The sequence below is a fragment of the Streptomyces coelicoflavus genome (genome assembly GCF_045041415.1).
GTDB lineage: Bacteria > Actinomycetota > Actinomycetes > Streptomycetales > Streptomycetaceae > Streptomyces > Streptomyces coelicoflavus.
The window spans coordinates 5313930-5331663 of sequence record NZ_CP108218.1; the positions used below are offsets into that span (position 1 = coordinate 5313930).

The 17734-nt window shown below is 73.6% G+C and carries 18 protein-coding genes; 6 read left to right on the top strand and 12 right to left on the bottom strand.

The features are described from left to right. Window positions 1-39: 39 nt before the first annotated feature. A complete protein-coding gene (locus OHA99_RS23690; protein WP_153179704.1) occupies window positions 40-1350 on the bottom strand; it encodes a M6 family metalloprotease domain-containing protein in 1311 nt (436 codons plus the stop codon). A 284-nt stretch (window positions 1351-1634) separates the two neighbouring features. Here OHA99_RS23690 and OHA99_RS23695 point away from each other — a divergent pair, with 284 nt between their 5' ends. Continuing rightward, window positions 1635-3572, top strand: coding sequence for a putative bifunctional diguanylate cyclase/phosphodiesterase (locus OHA99_RS23695; RefSeq protein WP_405697683.1), 1938 nt, complete (start codon window positions 1635-1637; stop codon window positions 3570-3572). On the opposite strand, the gene OHA99_RS23700 is transcribed toward OHA99_RS23695, so the two are convergent. From OHA99_RS23700 to OHA99_RS23720, 5 genes are all read right to left on the bottom strand, one after another. Continuing rightward, the gene (locus tag OHA99_RS23700; protein ID WP_153179706.1) at window positions 3548-4648 is read right to left on the bottom strand and encodes an LLM class flavin-dependent oxidoreductase; all 1101 of its coding nucleotides are present in this window, start codon (window positions 4646-4648) and stop codon (window positions 3548-3550) included. The two genes, OHA99_RS23695 and OHA99_RS23700, sit on opposite strands and share 25 nt — an antisense overlap. Window positions 4649-4767: 119 nt before the next feature. After that, on the bottom strand, window positions 4768-5229 hold the full coding sequence (locus OHA99_RS23705; RefSeq protein ID WP_153179707.1) for a pyridoxamine 5'-phosphate oxidase family protein: 462 nt from the start codon (window positions 5227-5229) through the stop codon (window positions 4768-4770). Between the two features lie 92 nt (window positions 5230-5321). Beyond that, window positions 5322-5501 (bottom strand): DUF397 domain-containing protein, encoded by a 180-nt coding sequence (locus OHA99_RS23710; protein WP_153179708.1) that lies wholly within the window; start codon window positions 5499-5501, stop codon window positions 5322-5324. A 4-nt stretch (window positions 5502-5505) separates the two neighbouring features. Further along, window positions 5506-5988, bottom strand: a complete 483-nt coding sequence (locus OHA99_RS23715; RefSeq protein ID WP_381505626.1) for a DUF5753 domain-containing protein — start codon at window positions 5986-5988, stop codon at window positions 5506-5508. Further along, window positions 5985-6551 (bottom strand): dihydrofolate reductase family protein, encoded by a 567-nt coding sequence (locus OHA99_RS23720; RefSeq protein ID WP_405697686.1) that lies wholly within the window; start codon window positions 6549-6551, stop codon window positions 5985-5987. Before OHA99_RS23720 ends, OHA99_RS23715 begins: the two co-directional genes overlap by 4 nt. A gap of 170 nt (window positions 6552-6721) precedes the next feature. On the opposite strand from OHA99_RS23720, the gene OHA99_RS23725 reads away from it, so the two are divergent. After that, complete coding sequence (locus tag OHA99_RS23725) at window positions 6722-7093, top strand: VOC family protein (RefSeq protein WP_405697688.1); 372 nt, start codon at window positions 6722-6724, stop codon at window positions 7091-7093. Here the strand turns inward: OHA99_RS23725 and OHA99_RS23730 are convergent. Further along, the gene (locus OHA99_RS23730; RefSeq protein WP_405697690.1) at window positions 7090-7455 is read right to left on the bottom strand and encodes a VOC family protein; all 366 of its coding nucleotides are present in this window, start codon (window positions 7453-7455) and stop codon (window positions 7090-7092) included. The two genes, OHA99_RS23725 and OHA99_RS23730, sit on opposite strands and share 4 nt — an antisense overlap. Before the next feature lie 99 nt (window positions 7456-7554). Here OHA99_RS23730 and OHA99_RS23735 point away from each other — a divergent pair, with 99 nt between their 5' ends. After that, window positions 7555-8580: a helix-turn-helix transcriptional regulator gene (locus OHA99_RS23735; RefSeq protein ID WP_405697692.1), complete on the top strand. Its 1026-nt coding sequence runs from the start codon at window positions 7555-7557 to the stop codon at window positions 8578-8580. A 62-nt stretch (window positions 8581-8642) separates the two neighbouring features. Further along, window positions 8643-9440 carry an LppX_LprAFG lipoprotein gene (locus tag OHA99_RS23740; protein WP_405697694.1) on the top strand — a complete coding sequence of 266 codons (798 nt, stop codon included), beginning with the start codon at window positions 8643-8645 and terminating at the stop codon, window positions 9438-9440. Between the two features lie 58 nt (window positions 9441-9498). Here OHA99_RS23740 and OHA99_RS23745 read toward each other — a convergent pair whose 3' ends face one another. From OHA99_RS23745 to OHA99_RS23760, 4 genes are read right to left on the bottom strand one after another with little or no spacing between them, the layout of a single operon-like run. Next, window positions 9499-10854, bottom strand: coding sequence for an AAA family ATPase (locus tag OHA99_RS23745; protein ID WP_405697696.1), 1356 nt, complete (start codon window positions 10852-10854; stop codon window positions 9499-9501). Further along, window positions 10851-12470, bottom strand: coding sequence for a hypothetical protein (locus tag OHA99_RS23750; RefSeq protein WP_405697698.1), 1620 nt, complete (start codon window positions 12468-12470; stop codon window positions 10851-10853). The genes OHA99_RS23745 and OHA99_RS23750 overlap by 4 nt, the downstream gene beginning before the upstream one ends. Then, window positions 12461-13657, bottom strand: coding sequence for a hypothetical protein (locus OHA99_RS23755; RefSeq protein WP_381501772.1), 1197 nt, complete (start codon window positions 13655-13657; stop codon window positions 12461-12463). Before OHA99_RS23755 ends, OHA99_RS23750 begins: the two co-directional genes overlap by 10 nt. Next, window positions 13554-14555: a phosphatase PAP2 family protein gene (locus OHA99_RS23760; protein WP_153179714.1), complete on the bottom strand. Its 1002-nt coding sequence runs from the start codon at window positions 14553-14555 to the stop codon at window positions 13554-13556. The genes OHA99_RS23755 and OHA99_RS23760 overlap by 104 nt, the downstream gene beginning before the upstream one ends. A 213-nt stretch (window positions 14556-14768) precedes the next feature. Here OHA99_RS23760 and OHA99_RS23765 point away from each other — a divergent pair, with 213 nt between their 5' ends. After that, on the top strand, window positions 14769-15365 hold the full coding sequence (locus OHA99_RS23765) for a histidine phosphatase family protein (RefSeq protein ID WP_153179715.1): 597 nt from the start codon (window positions 14769-14771) through the stop codon (window positions 15363-15365). A gap of 192 nt (window positions 15366-15557) precedes the next feature. Here OHA99_RS23765 and OHA99_RS23770 read toward each other — a convergent pair whose 3' ends face one another. Continuing rightward, window positions 15558-17042: a hypothetical protein gene (locus tag OHA99_RS23770; RefSeq protein ID WP_153179716.1), complete on the bottom strand. Its 1485-nt coding sequence runs from the start codon at window positions 17040-17042 to the stop codon at window positions 15558-15560. A 282-nt stretch (window positions 17043-17324) separates the two neighbouring features. Between OHA99_RS23770 and OHA99_RS23775 the strand changes: the two genes are divergently transcribed. Then, window positions 17325-17705 (top strand): hypothetical protein, encoded by a 381-nt coding sequence (locus tag OHA99_RS23775; protein ID WP_164243760.1) that lies wholly within the window; start codon window positions 17325-17327, stop codon window positions 17703-17705. Window positions 17706-17734 lie beyond the last annotated feature (29 nt).

Sequence of the window (17734 nt, forward strand, 5' to 3'; positions counted from 1 at the left end):
GGCTCGCCCAGGGGTGTGGGTGGGCCGGGGACGAGTAGGTCAACCGGGGGTGATCTGTACGGTCCAGGTGCCCGACTCCGTGCGGTCCTCGACCTCGACCCGCACGCCGTCGCCCGGGACCGTGAAGCTCTCGCCCAGGCCCACCGGCGCGTCGGCGAGCGGGGGGTAGACCGAGTCGGCCCAGCAGGCCTCGGTGCCCGGGTGGGCGTCGACCACCTCGATCGGCCCGCCGCCCGACTGCGCCCCGCTGCGCACCCGGTACACCAGCACCCCCGCGCGGCAGGCGGAGGCGTCGTTGCCGACCGGCGCGCGCACCTCGAAGGCGAGCGCGCTGCCCGCCCCCGTGCGCACCACCGCCAGCTTCGTACCCCGCCCCAGGCCGAAGGCCGGCGCTCCGGCGGCGCCGGTCACCACCACGCCCGGGCCCGCCTCCAGCGGCTCCATCGTCAGCCGGGCCGGTTCGCCGCCCCGTACACAGACCACCTGCCGGGGCTGCAACCAGCCCAGCTTCCACTTGTGCCAGCCGAACAGGTCGGGGGCGAGCCCGAACTGGCTGCCCATCAGGTCCCAGTCGCCGACGTGCGTGTCCCAGTCGCCCTTGCCGTCCACCGGCCGGTGGTACAGGTCCGGCAGGTCGAAGACGTGCCCGGTCTCGTGGGCCAGGACCAGCCGGTCCGGCGGATGGTTCTCGAAGACCGTGACGACCCGCCGGATGTCGGTGCCGTCGGCCCGCATCGGGGTGTCCAGGTTGACGACCTTCGTGGCGTCGGAGTCCACGCCGGGCGCGTCCGGGTCCGCGACGAAGTAGACGACGTCGTACCGCGAGAAGTCGACGTGCCGGTCGGCCGCGGCCAGCGCGTCGCGCAGGTAGGCGGCCCGGTGCTCGGGACCCCAGTCACGCCGTATGGCGTACGACGTCGACGGGCTCGGCATCCGGATCCAGTCCCGCAGCGGGTGCGCGCGGAGCGTGAAGGCGCCGTAGGAGGCGCGCCGGAAGAAGTCGCCGGTGGCCGGGAAGTGGTCGGCGGCGAGTTCGGCCGGTGCCGTCAGCGGCTGGGAGTCGGGGAAGGACAGGAACACCATCACCGCGTCCAGCGCCCGGGCGGGCCGGGGGTAGGCCGCGTTCCAGGTGTCCAGGCCCTCGGAGTGGTGCACGTCGGTGCGCTGGAGCGCGCAGGGCTCCGGGGAGAACGGCTCGGCGACCGAGGGCGCGCTGATCAGGGAGGTCGCGGCGAGCGCCGACATCGTGGTGCACACCGCGGCGGTGCTGCGCAGCCTGGTCCGGGGGAACGGGCGCGGCACATGGACCTCCGGACGCGGTTGACGGGACACCGCACCCAGCTTGTGCATGATTGTCGTATTACGACCTGTTCGCCTGCACCGGATGGGTGAGCCGGCCGGGTCTTCGCCGGAGTTCTCCTGGGCGACATCCCGAAGACACTCACAGAACGTCACAACTGGTCGGAGGGGTGACGGACCCGTCCAGGTGTGAGCAGAAACGATCTGCCGGAGGGGTCGACCGGTCCGGAGCGCGGAACGGCGGCTGGAAGGGCCCGGTGTCAGCCTCTATGATCGGCACACTTTCCTGCACGAACAGAGCACGAACAGAGATCGAGGCACTGCGGGAGCGAGCGGTGAACGGAACCTCCGAAGGGCCGGCGCCCGCGACAGACCTCGGCCCGTCGACCATCACAGAACGTGACGAAGGTCTGGCTCCTCGTACCGGGGATCCGGCTCCCGGTACCGGGCGTACGGGGCCCCCGGCCTACCGGTCGGTGTTCACCACCGCCCCGCTCGCCATGGCCGTCGTCGACGCCGAGGGCCTGGTCGTGAGCGCCAACGACTCCCTGGGCACCCTCCTCGGCACCGACCCGGCCGCGCTGGCCGGCGGCGTGGCGGCCGACCTCGTCGACCTCGCCTCCGACGCCGGCACCTGGCACGCCTACCGCGAGGTGCTGCGCGGCCACCGTCCCCGGCTGCGCTGCACCAGACGGCTCAAGCGGGCCGACGGGCACTCCCTGTGGGCGCAGGTGACGGTCGAACCACTGGCCGGCTCCGGGGAGCCCGGGGACGGCGCCTGCGAGGGCCTGCTGCTCTCCGTCGCCGACGTCAGCGCCCGGCGCGAACTCCAGGCCCGGCTGCGCCACCTCCAGATGCACGACCCGGTGACCCGGCTGCCCAATCGCGCCCTGTTCTTCGAACGCCTGACCGCCGCGCTGGAAGCCGAGTCCTACGAGCACGGCGGCACCGGCCGGATCGGCGTGTGCTACCTGGACCTGGACGGTTTCAAGGCCGTCAACGACACCCACGGCCACCGCGTCGGCGACCGGCTGCTCGCCGCCGTCGCCGAACGGCTGACCCGGTGCGCGGAGGAGGCCGCCCACGCCCGCTCCGGCGCGCCCCTGGTGGCCCGGCTCGGCGGCGACGAGTTCGCCCTCCTGGTGGAGGACTCCACCGGCACCGACCAGCTCGCCGACCTGGCCGGAGCGGTCCTGGCGGCCCTCCAGCCGCCGTTCGAACTCTCCGACCGGCGCCTGTCGGTCACCGCCTCGGTCGGCGTCGTCGAACGCCACACCGCCGGCACCACCCCCACCGCCCTGATGCAGGCCGCCGACACCACCCTGTACTGGGCCAAGGCGGACGGCCGGGCCCGCTGGACCCTGTTCGACCCCGAGCGCAACGCCAGCCGCATGACCCGCCAGGCGCTGGCCGCCACCCTCCGCCCCGCCATCGAACGCGGCGAGTTCGCCCTCGAGTACCAGCCACTGGTCGGCATGGAGGACGGCCGGGTGCGGGGCGTCGAGGCGCTCATCCGCTGGAATCATCCTCAGTTCGGCGTACTGGCGCCGAATCGGTTCATCGCACTGGCGGAGGAGGATGGATCGATCGTTCCCCTCGGCCGCTGGATCCTGCGCACCGCCTGCCACCAGGCCCGCCGCTGGCAGCTGGCGCACCCCGAGGAGCCGCCGATCTTCGTCAGCGTCAACGTGGCCGTCCGCCAGGTCTGGGACTCCGACCTGGTCGCGGACGTCGCCCGCACCCTGGAGGAGACGGGCCTGGCGCCCCGCCTCCTCCAGCTGGAACTGACGGAGTCGGCGGTGATGGGCTCGGCCGGGCGCCCGCTCCAGGTCCTCAAGGCGCTCAGCGACATGGGCGTCCACATCGCCATCGACGACTTCGGCACCGGCTACTCGAACCTGGCCTACCTCAGCCGGCTGCCGGTCTCGGTGCTGAAACTGGACGGCGCCTTCGTACGGGGCTTCCAGTACGAGGCCGCCGTTTCAGAGGCTGCCGGGACCGGGGCGGGTGCCGGGCCCGGGGCCGGGGTCGCCAACCCGGCCGACGAGGTCATCGTCGAGGCGATGGTCCAGCTCGCCCACCGCCTCGGCCTGACCGTCACCGCCGAGTGCGTGGAGACCTCCGACCAGGCGACCCGCCTGCGCCGCATCGGCTGCGACACCGGCCAGGGCTGGCTCTACTCCCGGCCGGTGGCGCCGGACCGCATCTCCGCGCTGCTGGGCTCCGCCGGGCCCGGACCGGCGGGGGTTCAGGCCGGCGTCGGCAACCCGTAGGCGTCGGCGATCAGCTCGTAGGAGCGCAGCCGTACGTCGCCGCCGTGGGCGTTGGCGGTGAGCATCAGCTCGTCGGCGCCGGTGCGCTTCTGAAGGTCGTCGAGGCCGGCCCGGACCTCGTCGGCGGTGCCGTGGACGACGTTGGCGTTCCAGGACCGTACGAAGTCCTCCTCCATCGGGCTGAAGTCGTACGCCTCGGCCTCCTCCGGCGTCGGCACCAGCCCCGGGCGCCCGGTGCGCAGCCGGACCATGTTCAGCGCGGCCGCCAGCACCTGCCGCCGCGCCTCCTTCTCGTCGTCGGTCGCGAGCGCGGCGACGCCGATGAGGGCGTACGGGGCGTCCAGCACGGCGGACGGCCGGAAGGACTCGCGGTACAGGTCGAGCGCCGGGACCGTGTTCTGCGCCGAGAAGTGGTGCGCGAAGGCGAACGGCAGCCCGAGGGTGCCGGCCAGCCGTGCGCTGAACCCGGAGGAGCCGAGCAGCCACACCGGCGGCCGGTGCGCCGACTGCACACCGCCGGGCGAGGTGGCCTGCACCGGCCCCGGCACGGCGTGGATACGGCCGTACGGGTGCCCGTCCGGGAAGTCGTCGTCCAGGAACCGGATCAGCTCGGCGAGCTGCTGCGGGAAGTCGTCGGCGCCCTCGTTCAGCCGGTCGGTGCGGCGCAGGGCGGCGGCGGTGGCCCCGTCGGTGCCCGGGGCGCGGCCGAGCCCGAGGTCGACCCGCCCCGGCGCCATGGCCTCCAGCGTCCCGAACTGCTCCGCGATGACGAGCGGCGCGTGGTTGGGCAGCATGACGCCGCCGGAGCCGAGCCGGATGCGGTCGGTGTGGGCCGCGAGGTGGGCGAGGATCACCGCGGGGGAGGAGGAGGCGACGCCGGGCATGGAGTGGTGCTCGGCGACCCAGTACCGCTCGAACCCGCGCGCCTCGGCGAGCCGCACGATGTCCACGCTGGTCCGCAGGGCGTCGGAGGCGGCCCGACCGGCCCCCACGGTCACCAGGTCCAGTACGGAGAGGGGGACGGGAGCCGAACCGTGGGCGGTGCCCCGGATCTCCTCTGCGGCGTCTGCGGGCATGGTGGGGTGCCTCCTGTGCTTGACGTGGTCGTACACGCGGTGCGTACGCGGGTCGCTTCGCGACGTAACAGGAGGGGGTCTCCGGTTATTCCCCGGCGGGTCGCGTCGGCCCGGTGGCGCTACGCCGGCCACACCCCCTCACGCACCACGACCCGGCCGCGAAGCTCCCGCTCTCCGCGCCAGGCCCGCACCGTCGTCGGCTCGACGCGCAGGTAGACGAATGCACCCTGCTCCGTCCGCGGGTCCCAGCCGAACTTGCCCGCGAATGCGTCCGCTGCCTTGTCGGGCACCTCGCTCGCGGGATACGCCTCCACCTCTCCTTGCAGCAACACCACGTCGAAGGTGTCCGGCAGTGACAGCCGTACGCGCGGCTCCTCGCGTACGTTGCGCGCGGTCGCGGAGGAAGCGCCGGTGCACATCCACACGGCCCGCCCGTCCCAGAGGAACCACAGGGGCACCTGGTGCGGCCCGTGGTCGGGGTGGGCCGTCGACACCCACACGTCGCGCTCCCTGCCCAGCCGTTCCAGGACGTCGCGCCTGCGCTCCGCCGCAGTGCGGCGCGTGATCTCCGTTGCCTGCATGGACGCCGACCCTAGGCATCGCGCGCGCGACGCGCATCGGGCGCGGGTCCTAGGCCGAGGTGCGTAAGCCCCGCCCCCCCGGCCCGCGTGCCTCAGCTGCGGAGGGCGGCGAGGAAGGCGGCGAAGGCGGGGGCGGGGAAGATGAGCACGGCTCGGGCGGGGACCTTGGAGTCGCGGACGGCTATGAGGGGGTGGTCGAGGGCTACCTCGACGCAGTCGTTGCCTTCGCCGCCGCCGGAGTAGGAGGACTTCTTCCATGGGCCGCGCGTCATCGGGTCACAGCTCCTTCGTCAGCCGGTGAATGAACTCACGGGAACGTTCGGGCTCGAAGGCTACTTCCTCCACCCTGCGGAACAACGTTCGAAAGTGGCTCAGTTGCGCTTCGGCGTCGACGAAGACGGTGCCGTGAGGGGCGTCCCGGACGACCGTGTCCAATTGGGGGACGGGTCCGCCCGCGTACACCATCGCGCTACCGGCGCCGGCGAAACCGCTCACGGCGAATGGAACGACGCGTACGGTCACGTGGTCGGATTCGGAGAGACTCAGAATGTGCGAGAGCTGAGCCCTCATACCGGCCTTGTCGACCACCTTGATGCGCAGAGCCGCTTCATGGATGACGGCCTCGTACGGAGTCGGCTGCGGGCGCTCGAGAATGATCGTGCGTCTCATACGGGGCTCCACCCAGCGCTGGATCTCCTCGCCCGAGAACTGGGGGCGGCGCCGGCCGCCGGGAGACGGACGGCGTGACGTGTCGGTCAGTGGACCACGCGGTGGCGGAGATGGACGACGCGTGAGCCGAAGGTGCGGGAATCGACGAGTTCGAGCTTCACCCGGCGCTCGTGCCGGGGGAAGTACGGGGTGCCGCCGCCGACCAGTACCGGGTGGACCATGGCCCGGTACTCGTCGATCAGGTCGGACGCGGCGGCGTCGGCGGCGAGGTTCGCGCCGCCGATGGCGATGTCTCCCCCGCCGGGCTCGGCCCGCAAGCGCTGGATCTCCTCCGCCAGGGTGCCGGAGGCCAGGCGGGTGTTGGTGCCCTGGACCGTCGTCAGCGTCCTGGAGAACACCACCTTCGGGAGCGCCTTCCACAGTGCGGCCCACTCCAGCTCCGCGGCGTCGAGTGACTCGTTCCGGTCGGCGGTCTCCCAGTACAGCATCGTCTCGTACAGACGCCGGCCCAGCAGGTGGACGTCGGTCCGCCGCAGTTCGTCGGTGAAGTGCCGGAAGACCTCCGGGTCCGGGTCCGACCAGTCGATGGCGCCGGTCGGGTCGACGATGAAGCCGTCGAGGGACACGTTCATCGAATAGGTCACCCTGCGCATCGGAAGGCCTCCTCGGTAGCCGTTCGAGTCCGACAGTACGGCCACCGGGTGGGTGCCGCAGCAGGTGTCGATCGTGCTGCGCCCGGGTGAAGCGGTCCAGGGCTGTCTCGATGAGTTCTCCGTCCTCGAGCGGTCTGTCCTACTACCCGACCGTTCTCGACAGGAGTGCCATGTCCACCATCCAGCCAGTGATCCTGACCGCCGACCTGGACGTTCTGCTCGACTTCTATACGAAATTGTTCGGCGCCGAGGAGATCTTCCGGGTGCCGGCCCAAGGCCCGGCCTTCTACCTCGGCCTGCGCATCGGCGACACCGACCTCGGGCTGGTGGCCAAGAAGGACCCGGGCACCGGGACGGCGCCGCGGATCCTGCTCAGCATCGGTGTCGACGACGTCGACGAGACGCTCGGCCGGGTGGAGACGCTGGGTGGCTCGGTCAGCGGCGGCCCCAAGGACATGCCGTGGGGACAGCGCGTCGCCCACGTCAGCGACCCCGACGGCAACCCGATCAACCTCACCCAGCCGATCCATGACGGCGCCTAGTCGACCGGCGAGACCCGGATCAGGTTGCCGTCCGGGTCCGTGACCACGAAGGTGCGGCCGAAGACCTCGTCGTGGGGTTCCTCCGCGACGGTGACGCCCTTGGCGACCCACTCGGCGTGGAGTGCATCGATGGCCGCCGAGGAGCCCGGGACCATGAGGCCGACCTCCGAGGTGCGCGGGGTCCGGGGCGTGACCGCGTCCGCGCGGCCGCTCCACAGGGCGAAGAGGACCCCGGGGGCGACCTCGAAGGGGACGTAGCGCGGTGTCGTCACGACCGGCTCGATGTCGAAGAGGTGAGAGTAGAAAGCGGTCGCGCGCTCGACGTCGGTGACGTAGACGAGGAAGAGGTTGGGTGCGGGCATGGGGTGTGGGCTCCTTCCGGGCGGGCCGTTCGGCCGCTGGTGCCAGCCTCGCCTGAGAACATGACAGAACCTGTCGTGTTCCGGTGAGGGAGCTGTCGCATGAGTCGGCCGCAGCGGTTGATCGAGCTTCTCGCGGCCCTCCAGGCACGGCCCCGGACCACCGCCGAGGCGCTGGCCGAAGAGCTGGGGGTGTCGACGCGGACCGTCCTGCGCGATGTGCGGGCGCTCGTCGACGCCGGGATTCCCGTCTTCACCGAGCGGGGCAAGTACGGCGGCATCAGCCTGCTGCCCGGTGACCAGGCCGACCTGTCGAAGCTGACGACCGGCGAGGCGGACCTGCTGCGGGCGGTCGGGCTCGACCTCGAACGGGCCCGTCAGCTCGGCGGTGAGGCGGCCGCCCGGTCGGCGCTGCGCAAGCTCACGTCGCGCCGGCAGCCGCCGCCCGCCCGGGACGAGCTGCCGCTCGCGCTGACGGACGTGATCGCGATCGACAACCGGCCCTGGTTCGAGGACGACGTACCCCTGCCCGACGTCGCGGGGCTGGTGCGGGACGTGCGTACGGGGAGGCGGCTGCGGATCGTCTACCGGAGGAGCGGGGCCGCGTCCGCGCGGGAGTTGGTGGTCGATCCCTACGGGCTCGTGCAGCGGGGCGGGCGTTGGTATCTCGTGGCCGACCGGGACGGCGAGCCCCGCCTGTTCGCGCTCGCCCGGCTCCAGCGGTGGGCCGTGCTCGACGACGGGCGTCGGCTACGGGACGGTGCCGACCTCGCCGGTACGGCACGCGAGTTGGGCGACGCGTTGGAGCGCAGGGAGCACGTGACGGTCACGGCGCGTGTCGACGCCGCCAGCCTCGACATCGCCCGCCGGATCCTGGGCGCCCGGCTCAGGGCGGCGAGCGACCAGGGGGACGACGGGCGGGTCGAGATCACCGTGGCGTACGACCAGGTCGACGGCGTACGGCAGTTGCTCCAGTTCGGCGAGCACATCGAGGTCGTCGCCCCGGAGGCCGCACGGCAGCTGGTGGAGCGGCTCGCGGTCGGGATCGCCCGTGCGCACGCACCCGACCCCGGTGCTCGGCGGCCGGTCCGGGATTCGGACCACGGGCGTGCGCCTTCAAGGTCGTAAGATCATCGTATGCGAGGCGGTGTCCTGGTTCCGTGCTCGATCATTCGTCGGGGAGGGACATCGTGCGTCGTCTGTTGTGTCTGACCGCTGCCGCCGTGCTGCTGTGCGTCGGCTGCTCGGGACGTGGTGGCGAGGACGACGGCAAGCCCGCCGTGGCCTCGCCCGCCGTCGAACACGGCACCGCGGTACGGGCGGCCGTCGCCGAACTCGGCAAGGGGACGGCCCGTTTCCACCAGGAGATCGTGCTGGAGGGCGACGGTGAGGAGTACCCGATGACCGTGTCCGGCGACTTCGACTTCGCCGACGATCACGGGAACGTGGCGGTCGACCTTCCGGGCGGCGCCATCAGCCACGTGGACGAGGTCTTCTCCGACGGCCACGTCTACGTCAGCGGCCTCAACGGGGTCGGCGAGGACATGTGGGCACTCGTGTCCCGGGACGCGGCGGAGGCCCACTACGTGCTGCGGGCCCCGGTCAACGACCCCGAGCACGTGCTCCGGCAGATCTCCCAGATGCGCAAGGTGCGGCGCGAGGGCGAGGAGACCGTCGACGGCGTGCGGGCCGTGCACTACCGCGGCATGCTCGACCACGACACCCTCACCCTGCGGATGGCCGAGGACACGCGGAAGAAGACGGACGACGCCCGTGACCTGCTGGGCTCCGACATCCCCGTGTTCGCCGACGCGTGGGTCGACGACCGCGGCCGGCTCGTGCGGACCCGGATGGAGTTCAGCCTGGCCGGTGCCCGGGTGACGGTGACCACGGTGCTGTCGGACCTGGGCGAGCCGGTCCGTGTGACGGTTCCGGCTGCCGAGGAGACCGTCATGGCCACGGAGATCACCGGCGTCCTGATGGGCTGAGGTCCCGATGGGCTGAGACGGCACCCGTCGGGGCTCGACGGCCACCCCGGCGCCCCGGTCAGGGCCGCCAGGCCACCCGGTGCTCCGCGAGATGCGCCAGCACCGCGTGGTTGGCCTCCCACCCGTCCGGGAACTTCACGAGCGTCCCCAACTGGACCGGCTCCGTGGACGGGTAGTCGTCCAGCAGGTCGCCCACGCCCTCCCGGCAGACCACGATGCACGCGTGCCGGTGCCGGGAGGTGAGGACGCACAGGCGGCCGGTCTCCAGGTGGAAGGCGGTGGCGTCGGGGCGGCCGGAGAGCGGGTGCAGCACGACCGTGACGTCGTACTCGCGGCCCTGGAGGCGGTTGGCCGTGTCCACGGTCACGACGTGCACGCCCAGGTCGGCCAGTGCGGCACGGACCGCCGCCGCCTGGTCGCGGTGCGCGGTGCCGACGGCGACGCGGGCGGCGGTGAGGGGTGCGGGGTCGGGCGAGCGCTCGGAGGTCGCCCGGCCTTCGCGGTCGAGGAGACGCCGGACCACCGCCGCCACCGCCCGCACCGCCTCCGGGTCGGTGCGCGGGGTGTGCCGGGGCGGAAGCTCCAGCAGGCCCCAGCCCGAGGCCGCCGCCTCGTCGATCACCCGGTCGGGGGCCGAGCCGTCCGACGGCACCTCGAAGGCCAGACTCCGGTCGCCGTGGTCCGTGCCGCTGCGGAACGGCGTGTACGGGTAGAAGGCGTCGGAGACCAGGCGGGCCGCCGACGCAGGGAGCCGCCAGGAGACCGGGAGACGGTGCTGGGGCAGGCCCGGGTTGTGGGCGAGGAGGGTCGTCACCGCCGAGGACGACGGGTCGTAGGCCAGGCCCGCCCATTGCTCGCTGCCCACCGTCGCGAACGGGTCCAGCTGGCCCGGGTCGCCCACGAACAGCGCCCGTTCGAAGAGCCCGGCGACCGCGAGCAGGGAGTCCGAGCGCATCTGGTACGCCTCGTCGACGATCGCGTGCCGCCACGGCTCGTCCACCTTGACGTGCGCCCACTTCGCCGCCGTCGACAGGACGACGGACAGCCCGGCGAGGTCGGCGGCCTTGGCCGACTTGCGGACGTTCTCCAGCGCGTCGAGCGCCTTGTCGTACGGGTCGGCGTCACTGCTGTGCAGGCGGCCCACCGGGAGGTCCGGGTTCCTCTCGGCCAGTCGCAGCACCAGGTCGTCCACCTGGGCGTTGGTCTGCGCCACCACCATCAGGGGGCGGCCCGCGTCGGCCAGCTCCAGGGCCGCCCGCACCACCAGCGTGGACTTCCCGGCGCCGGGCGGGGAGTCGACGACCACCCCGCGCTCCGTGCCGTGCAGGGTGTCGTGGAGGATCGCCGCGGTGGCGCGGGCCGCCTCCGCGCCCGGGTCGAAGGCGGCGGGGGCGGCGAGGGTCTCGGCGGTCACAGCACGTCCTCCTCGGTCTGGGCGTCGGCGGCCTCCGGCACCGAGGCCGCCTCACCGGGCGGGCCGCCGTGCGTCCACGGGGTCTGCTCCGGGGCGGGGAGCTTCGCGCCGCCCCGCGGTTCGTGCTCGAAGAGCGTGAAGCACACCAGGTCGCCCTTCTCCGGCACCGAACCCGCCTCCGGCTCCTTGCCGCGGCCCATCTTGTCCGTGATCCGCAGGACCAGAGTGCCGTCCTCCGGGGCGTCGTCCGACGGCGCGGGGCCGACGTACTCGGCCGTCTGGGGCTTGCCGCCCAGCGAGCGGTAGACCTTCACCCGCTCGCCCAGGTACGGGCGGTCGTCCGTGCGGACCGTGACCAGCGGGCGCGGACTGGGCCGCTTGCTCTCGCTGTACGCCATCACCACGTCCACGACCTCGCCCGCGAACGCCTCCCCGGCCAGCCGCCGCCCCGCCATCACCAGCGGATCGTCCAGCGCCTCCTGGGCCTCCAGGCGGGCCTGCTCGCGCTCGCGCGTGGCCAGCTTGTTCGCCGCCGTCACGGCGTCGTCGCGGCGCGGCTGCGGGGGCTCGCCCGCCAGGACGCGGTCGCGGTGGGAGGTGAACGACCAGCGGTCACGGGTCCAGCGCTCCTCGGCGTGCGCCCCCTCGGGCAGCTCGCGCAGCAGGTCCAGGCCCCGCCACACCGCGTCCCAGGTGGGCCGGGTACGGCTCTCGACCAGGGCGCGGATCTCCCGCTCGGCGGCCGTGAGCGCGCCGAGCCGGTCGTCGGCCTCCAGACCGTCCTCGGCGGCGGCCAGCGCGGTGCGGGCGCGGTCGTAGCGCTCGATGGCGGGGGCGAGCAGCTTGTTGTCGAACGCCGGGTCGGTCGCCGGGCCCGCGGGCGGGCACAGCAGCTGACCGTCCCCGTCGCGGGCCAGCTCGGCCCGGCGGGCGGCCTCCGCGCCGGTCGCGCCCTCCGCGCCGTCCGGCGCGATCCACGCGAGCAGGGCCCCCAGGTGCTGGTCCTCCAGCGTGGACTGCCCGGTCGCCCAGTGCCGGCCCAGCAGGTCGGTCACGGCCAGGAGGAGAGAGGAGCCGGGGACCCGGGCCCGCTCGCCGTAGTGGGTCAGCCACCGGCCGAGCAGCGGTACCCGGGGCGGTGCGGGGTGCGGGGTCTCCGGATCCTGCTCCGCCGTACGCCGAAAGCGCATGGACCGGCCGAGCAGCCGTACGAAGTCGACGCCCGCGCGGCTCGGCACGACCAGCTGCGCGGCGTCCGCGCACAGGTCGACCTCGACCTTGACCCGCTTGCCCGTCTCCGGGTCGGTCTCGCTGCGCTCGGCGGCCTCGACGCTCTCCGCGTACGCCTCGACGTACGGCAGCACGATGTCCGCCAGCTCGGCCAGGAACGCGAAGCGCAGGTCGCGGTCGCGCGGCTGCGGCACGACCAGCAGGTGCGGCGCGTCCCGGTCGGTGCCGACCAGCGCGCCGAGCGGGGCCCCCGCCTCACCGGCGGTGGTCAGCGGTACGAAGACCAGGGGACGGTCGGACAGGTGCCGGTGCCGGACGGTGGCGGCGGGCTGGGCCCGGCCGGTGTGCACGGCCTCCAGCCGGGCGAGCGTGGTGATCAGGGACACCCGGTCACCCCGCCCGCCGTCGCGAGTGCCTCCGCGCGCAGCCCGGCCGCCCTGCGCAGTGCGGCCACCGCCGGGTCGTCCGGGTCCCCGGCCTCCCCGCGGGCCGCGGCCAGGACGTCCTCGACCGTCGAGAGACCGCCCAGCTCGGCCCGCACCGGGCGGCCCAGGCAGGTCACGGCACCGGCCTCGCGGGACCGGGCGCGGCAGTGGAAGGCCAGCTCGCACGCGGACAGGCACTCGGGCGCGTACGCCGCCGGGACCGCCTCGACCGCCGCCGCGAGCTCCTCGGCCGACTGCTCGGGGGAGAAGCAGACGCCCTCCGGGAGCGCGTCGGCGATCTCCTCGACACGGGTCAGCCGGGCCAGCTGGCGGCCGGTGACGGCGCGCTGCTTGCGCACGTCGACGGCGGACGCGGTGGGCAGGTTGGAGAAGTCCTTGGGGCAGACCAGCAGGACGCGGTGGCGCACGCGCGGGGCCGGGTCGAGGCGGGCGGCGACCCGCTCCAGGGCCAGCACGTACACCGCGGCCTGCCGCGCCGCGGCGCCCACCTTCGCCGGGTCGGCGGAGCCGTCCAGCATGGGGAAGGACTTGATCTCCACGACCGTCCAGCTGCCGTCCGGATGCACCACCACGGCGTCCGGCTCCAGGAAGGCGGGCGAACCGGCGACCTCGAGGGCGAGCATCGGATGGTCGAGCAGCGTCCACGCGCCGGCCGCGCCGGTGGCCTCGCGCAGCGCCAGTGACGTCCGCGCCGCACGCCCTTCGGGGCCGGTCGCGGACAGGTCGGGCAGGTGCACCGTGGCCTCGGCGGGCGGTTCGGCGCCCCGGTCCAGCCCGTCGTGCACGAGCCGCAGCAGCTCGGCGCCGCCGTCCGCCTTGACCCTGGCCTCGAAGGCGTTGCCCCGGGTGAAGGCGAACTGGGACTGCCCGAAGACCGACGCGGAACCCAGCGCGCTCGCCAGCGAGCCCTTGTCCACCCCGGCGCCGTCGAGGATCGCCCGCCGGCGGCACCCCGGGTTGGCGGCGAGGGCGGCCAGGGCGCGCGCGTCCAGCGCCTTGGCCGGTACGTCGGGACCGCGCAGCTCAGCGAGCCGGTGCCGGAGTCTCGTCCCCCGCGTCCGAGGGGGCGGGGTCCGGCTCGGCTCCCGCTCCGAACCGCTGCTCGCGCTGCCGTGGAAATCGCTCACCCGCGGAAGTCTGGCATCCACCACTGACATTCGCGGAACCCGCGTCGTCCGCGGCCGGGGCGGAGGCGGTCGCCGAGTCGGTCGCGGCAGCGGTCGCGGAGCCGGTCGGGACCGGTGCGAAGCGGGCCGGGAGCCTGGTCCGCAGCCGCTGCGCGGTCCGCAGCACGAACGGCGTCAGCAGCAGCCCCGCGCCCATCACGGCCACGCCGGCGACCGCGTCGAGGAAGTAGTGGTTGGCGGTGCCCATCACCACGATCGTGGTGCCCAGGGGGTAGACGACGGCGGCGACCTTCGCGAGGCGGGTGCCGCCGTGGCGCCACAGCATCACCCCGCACCACAGCGCCCAGCCCACGTGCAGGCTCGGCATCGCCGCGTACTGGTTGGTCATGCCGCCCATGCCGCGCGGCGCGCTCGCCGCGCCGCCCCACCAGCCGTACGAGCTGTACTGGGCCATCGTGTCGACGAACCCGTGGCTCGCGTCCAGCAGCCGGGGCGGGCAGGTGGGCAGGAGGGTGAAGCCGATGAGGCCGATGAACGTGGACGTCATCAGCCAGGTGCGGGCGGCCCGGTAGCGCACCGCGCGGGAGCGGAAGAGCCACACCAGGATCGCGGGGGTGACCAGGTAGTGCAGCGACGCGTACCAGAAGTCCGCCGGGACGCCGATCCAGGGCTCACTGGTGAACAGGCGGTTGAGGGGGTGCTCCGCGTTGAGGAAGAGCGCCTTCTCGATGTCCAGGAGGGCCAGGCCGTGGTCGACGGCATCGTCGACGTCGCCCCGCACGAGCAGGCGCCCGGCGCTGTAACAGGCGTACACGAGGACGATGAGCGGCAGCTCGGTCCACCAGCGCAGCCGAGTGTTCGGGGCTGCCTCGGTGCCCGGTGTCTCGGTGTGCGGCAATCCGATCGCCCTCCCCCTTCTCACGCTTCTCACTTCTCGCTCACTCGTGCGCCCGGACGGACACGGGCGAGCCACTCTACGGCCTCGCCGGGCCCGCTCCGGTTGGCGCCCTCGGACCGGATAGACGCGGGCACCGCCCCTCGGGTTGCCCGCACGGACAGTACGGGATGATGGAGAGGTCCCCCCAGACATTTCTCCCGGAAAGGCCTCTTCATGGCACCGCGCATTCTGCTGGCCCGGCACGGACAGACGGAGTGGTCGCTGTCCGGCAGACACACCGGCAGGACCGACGTGCCGCTCCTGGAGGAGGGCCGGCGCGGCGCGAAGCTGCTGGGAGAGCGGCTGCACCGGGCTCCGCTGGACGGGCTGGACGGGGTGGAGGTGCGGACCAGTCCGCTGGTGCGCGCGAGCGAGACCTGCGAGCTGGCGGGCTTCGGCGGGCGCGCACGCGCGTGGGACACGCTGATGGAGTGGGACTACGGGGCGTACGAGGGCATGACCCCGGACCAGATCCAGGCCGTGCGGCCCGGCTGGCTGATCTGGCGGGACGGGGTGCCCGAGGGGGAGAGCGTGGCGGATGTCACCGCGCGCGCGGACGAGGTGGTGGCGTGGGCGCGGGAGGCGGAGCGGGACGTGCTCGTGTTCGCCCACGGGCATGTCCTGCGGGCGATCGGGGCGCGGTGGCTGGGGCTGCCGGTGTCGTTCGGGGCGCGGATACGGCTGCATCCGACGTCGCTGTCGGTGCTGGGGTGGGCGTACGGGGAGCCGGCGGTGGAGAGCTGGAACGACGTGGGGCATCTCGTCGGCTGACGGTTGGTGCCCTGCCGGTGCCGGTGCCGGTGCCGGTGCCGGTGCTTGGCGGTGCCCGGCGTTGGGGCTGGGCGGGGGTGGGGTGCGCTGCCCGGCGTTGCGGGGTGCCGCCTGCGCCCACCCGTGCCGCCCCAGCGGCACGACTGCCCGCAGCTACGGCGACGGCGGTGCGACTGCCCGTAGCGGTGGTGGCTACGCCGGTCGCGGGAGGGCTCCGTGGCGGTCCAGGAAGGTGGAGACGGTGGGGGAGCGGCGGTGGGGGAGGAGGACTCGGGCCGTGCCTGCCAGCATCGTGTGGATGCGGGAGGACTGGACCTCGCCCAGCAGGTCCAGGACGCGCAGGCCCGCTCCCGCCGCCTCGTCGGGGCGGCCGCCGCGGGCCAGGTCGTCCGCCAGCTCCGCCGAGTACAGCGCGAGGTTCCGGGTGAAGTGCGGGTCCTGGAGGTCGGCCGCCCGCCGCGCGTGCCGGGCGGCCCGCGGCCAGTCGCCCAGGGTGGACCAGCACTGGGCCTCGAGCCCCTCCAGCTCGGCCTCGCCGTAGAAGCTCATCCACTCGGGATCGGTCTCCGAGGGGCCCCGCCCGTAGAAGGTCTGCGCGCGGACCAGCGCCTGCTCGCAGCCGACCCGGTCCGCGAGCCCCGCCCAGCCGCCCGCCTCGCGCAGCGAGAGCAGGGACATCAGCCGGTCCGAGCCCAGCGGGCGGGCGGCGCGCTGCGCGGCCTGGGCCGCCCGCACGGCCTCGCGCGGCCGGCCGGCGTCGCGGGCCAGGAACGCCATGTTGCAGAAGGCGTGCGCCTCCAGGCCCGCGTCGCCGTTCATCCGCGCGGTGGCGAGCGCCTCGGCGTAGTGGGAGCGCGCGTCGTCGAAGCGCCCCGAGTCGTGTGCCAGCCAGCCCACGGAGATCGCCAGTTCACCGGCGCCCGTGTACAGCCGGTCCGCGGTCGCCTGCCGGGACGCGCCGGCGTCCAGGAGCGCGTACGCGGTGCGCAGCGGGGCCGCCGCGCGCCGGTAGAGACCGTCCGCGCCGTGCCGGTCGTCCAGCAGCCGGATCCGGCGGACGGCCTCTTCGAGGGCGCCCGCCTCGCCCGTCCCGGCCCGTCGCGTGGGGCGGCCCGCCGCCGCGGCGTCCAGGGCGAGTCCCAGGGGGCCCAGCGAGGCGGCGGCCACGGTGGCACCGCTCGTCATGAATGCGCGACGCAGCACGTCGCTCTCCTCGTTGTTGTCGTGCGTTTCGTACAGGTCTTGCGTGTGTCGGTCGTCTCGGTCGTCTCGGTCGGTTCGCGTGTCTCGGTTGTCTCGTGTGTCTCGTGTGTCTCGGTCGTCTCGCGTGTCATGCGTCTTGTACGGCTCACCCGCCTCCCACGACTCACCGGCGCCGCGCGCCTGCCGTCCGCGGACCGACGAACGGGGCGCGAACCCCAGGTCGGTGAGCGTGCGGCCGGGGAACATGTGCAGGAACACCCGCTCGTAGGCGTAGTTGGGGCAGCGGATCTCGCCCGCCTCGACCCGGCCGACGTAGCGCGCGTCACAACTGACCCGCTCGCCGATCTCGCGAGCGGCCCGCCGGACCGCCGCCGCGAACTCCGCCGGGGAGCGCTTGCCGCGCAACCGCCTGAAGGCGAGGTTCGGCCGCGGGGGCCGTTCGGGCTGGGCGGAGGTCACCGTTGACGACGCCATGGCCGGGTCCTCTCGTGCGAACCGTCGAACCATGCCGGGAGAGGTCGCGAGCCTGCGCGGCCCTGTTTCCGGCGAGCAAGAACGTACCGGCTGTGACGGAGCCGCCACGCGCTGTTTGGCTACAAACCGGATATCTCATCCACGATCTGCCATGAAGTGCCATCCTTTGCGGCGGCCCCGTGCCGTAGCCGTTGACGGTCCACCGCGTTGAACCGGGTGGACCGGGAGCCCCCCGACTCCCGATCCGCTCGTCCGAGGAGGAGTTCCGTGGTGGAGGCCGGGATGGACACCAGTGTCAGCGTTCCCCCCTGCGATGCCTGTGACGTCGTCACCGTGCCGGCCCGGCAGGGTCTGGAGGCGGTCGACATCATCCGGCGGGGAGCCGGCGAGGGGGTGGGCTCGGTGCTCCACGACGACGGCTGCGACACCCTGGGCTTCCTGGTGCCGCCGGGCACCGCAGCCGCCTGGGACGTGCCGGGCAGCACCTGCATGGAGACGGACGGCCGGGGGCTGAGCATCGTCCCGGAGCCCGAGCCGCCCGTGGAGGGCTCCGACTGGCTGCTGCCGCCCGGCGAGGCGGACCTGGCGACCGACCCCGTCGTCCTGCGCGCCGCGCTGGGTGAGGCGGCCCGGCTGATCAGGGCCGCGGACAGCTGCCGCTGAACACCCCTCGCCGAAGACCCTTCACCGAA

What these genes read in the sequence shown, in the direction of transcription:
- OHA99_RS23690 (WP_153179704.1), bottom strand. Translation starts at nt 1,350, where the DNA reads ATGCACAAGCTGGGTGCGGTGTCCCGTCAACCGCGTCCGGAGGTCCAT.
- OHA99_RS23700 (WP_153179706.1), bottom strand. Translation starts at nt 4,648, where the DNA reads ATGCCCGCAGACGCCGCAGAGGAGATCCGGGGCACCGCCCACGGTTCG.
- OHA99_RS23705 (WP_153179707.1), bottom strand. Translation starts at nt 5,229, where the DNA reads ATGCAGGCAACGGAGATCACGCGCCGCACTGCGGCGGAGCGCAGGCGC.
- OHA99_RS23710 (WP_153179708.1), bottom strand. Translation starts at nt 5,501, where the DNA reads ATGACGCGCGGCCCATGGAAGAAGTCCTCCTACTCCGGCGGCGGCGAA.
- OHA99_RS23720 (WP_405697686.1), bottom strand. Translation starts at nt 6,551, where the DNA reads ATGCGCAGGGTGACCTATTCGATGAACGTGTCCCTCGACGGCTTCATC.
- OHA99_RS23725 (WP_405697688.1), top strand. Translation starts at nt 6,722, where the DNA reads ATGTCCACCATCCAGCCAGTGATCCTGACCGCCGACCTGGACGTTCTG.
- OHA99_RS23730 (WP_405697690.1), bottom strand. Translation starts at nt 7,455, where the DNA reads ATGCCCGCACCCAACCTCTTCCTCGTCTACGTCACCGACGTCGAGCGC.
- OHA99_RS23735 (WP_405697692.1), top strand. Translation starts at nt 7,555, where the DNA reads ATGAGTCGGCCGCAGCGGTTGATCGAGCTTCTCGCGGCCCTCCAGGCA.
- OHA99_RS23765 (WP_153179715.1), top strand. Translation starts at nt 14,769, where the DNA reads ATGGCACCGCGCATTCTGCTGGCCCGGCACGGACAGACGGAGTGGTCG.
- OHA99_RS23770 (WP_153179716.1), bottom strand. Translation starts at nt 17,042, where the DNA reads ATGGCGTCGTCAACGGTGACCTCCGCCCAGCCCGAACGGCCCCCGCGG.
- OHA99_RS23775 (WP_164243760.1), top strand. Translation starts at nt 17,325, where the DNA reads ATGGACACCAGTGTCAGCGTTCCCCCCTGCGATGCCTGTGACGTCGTC.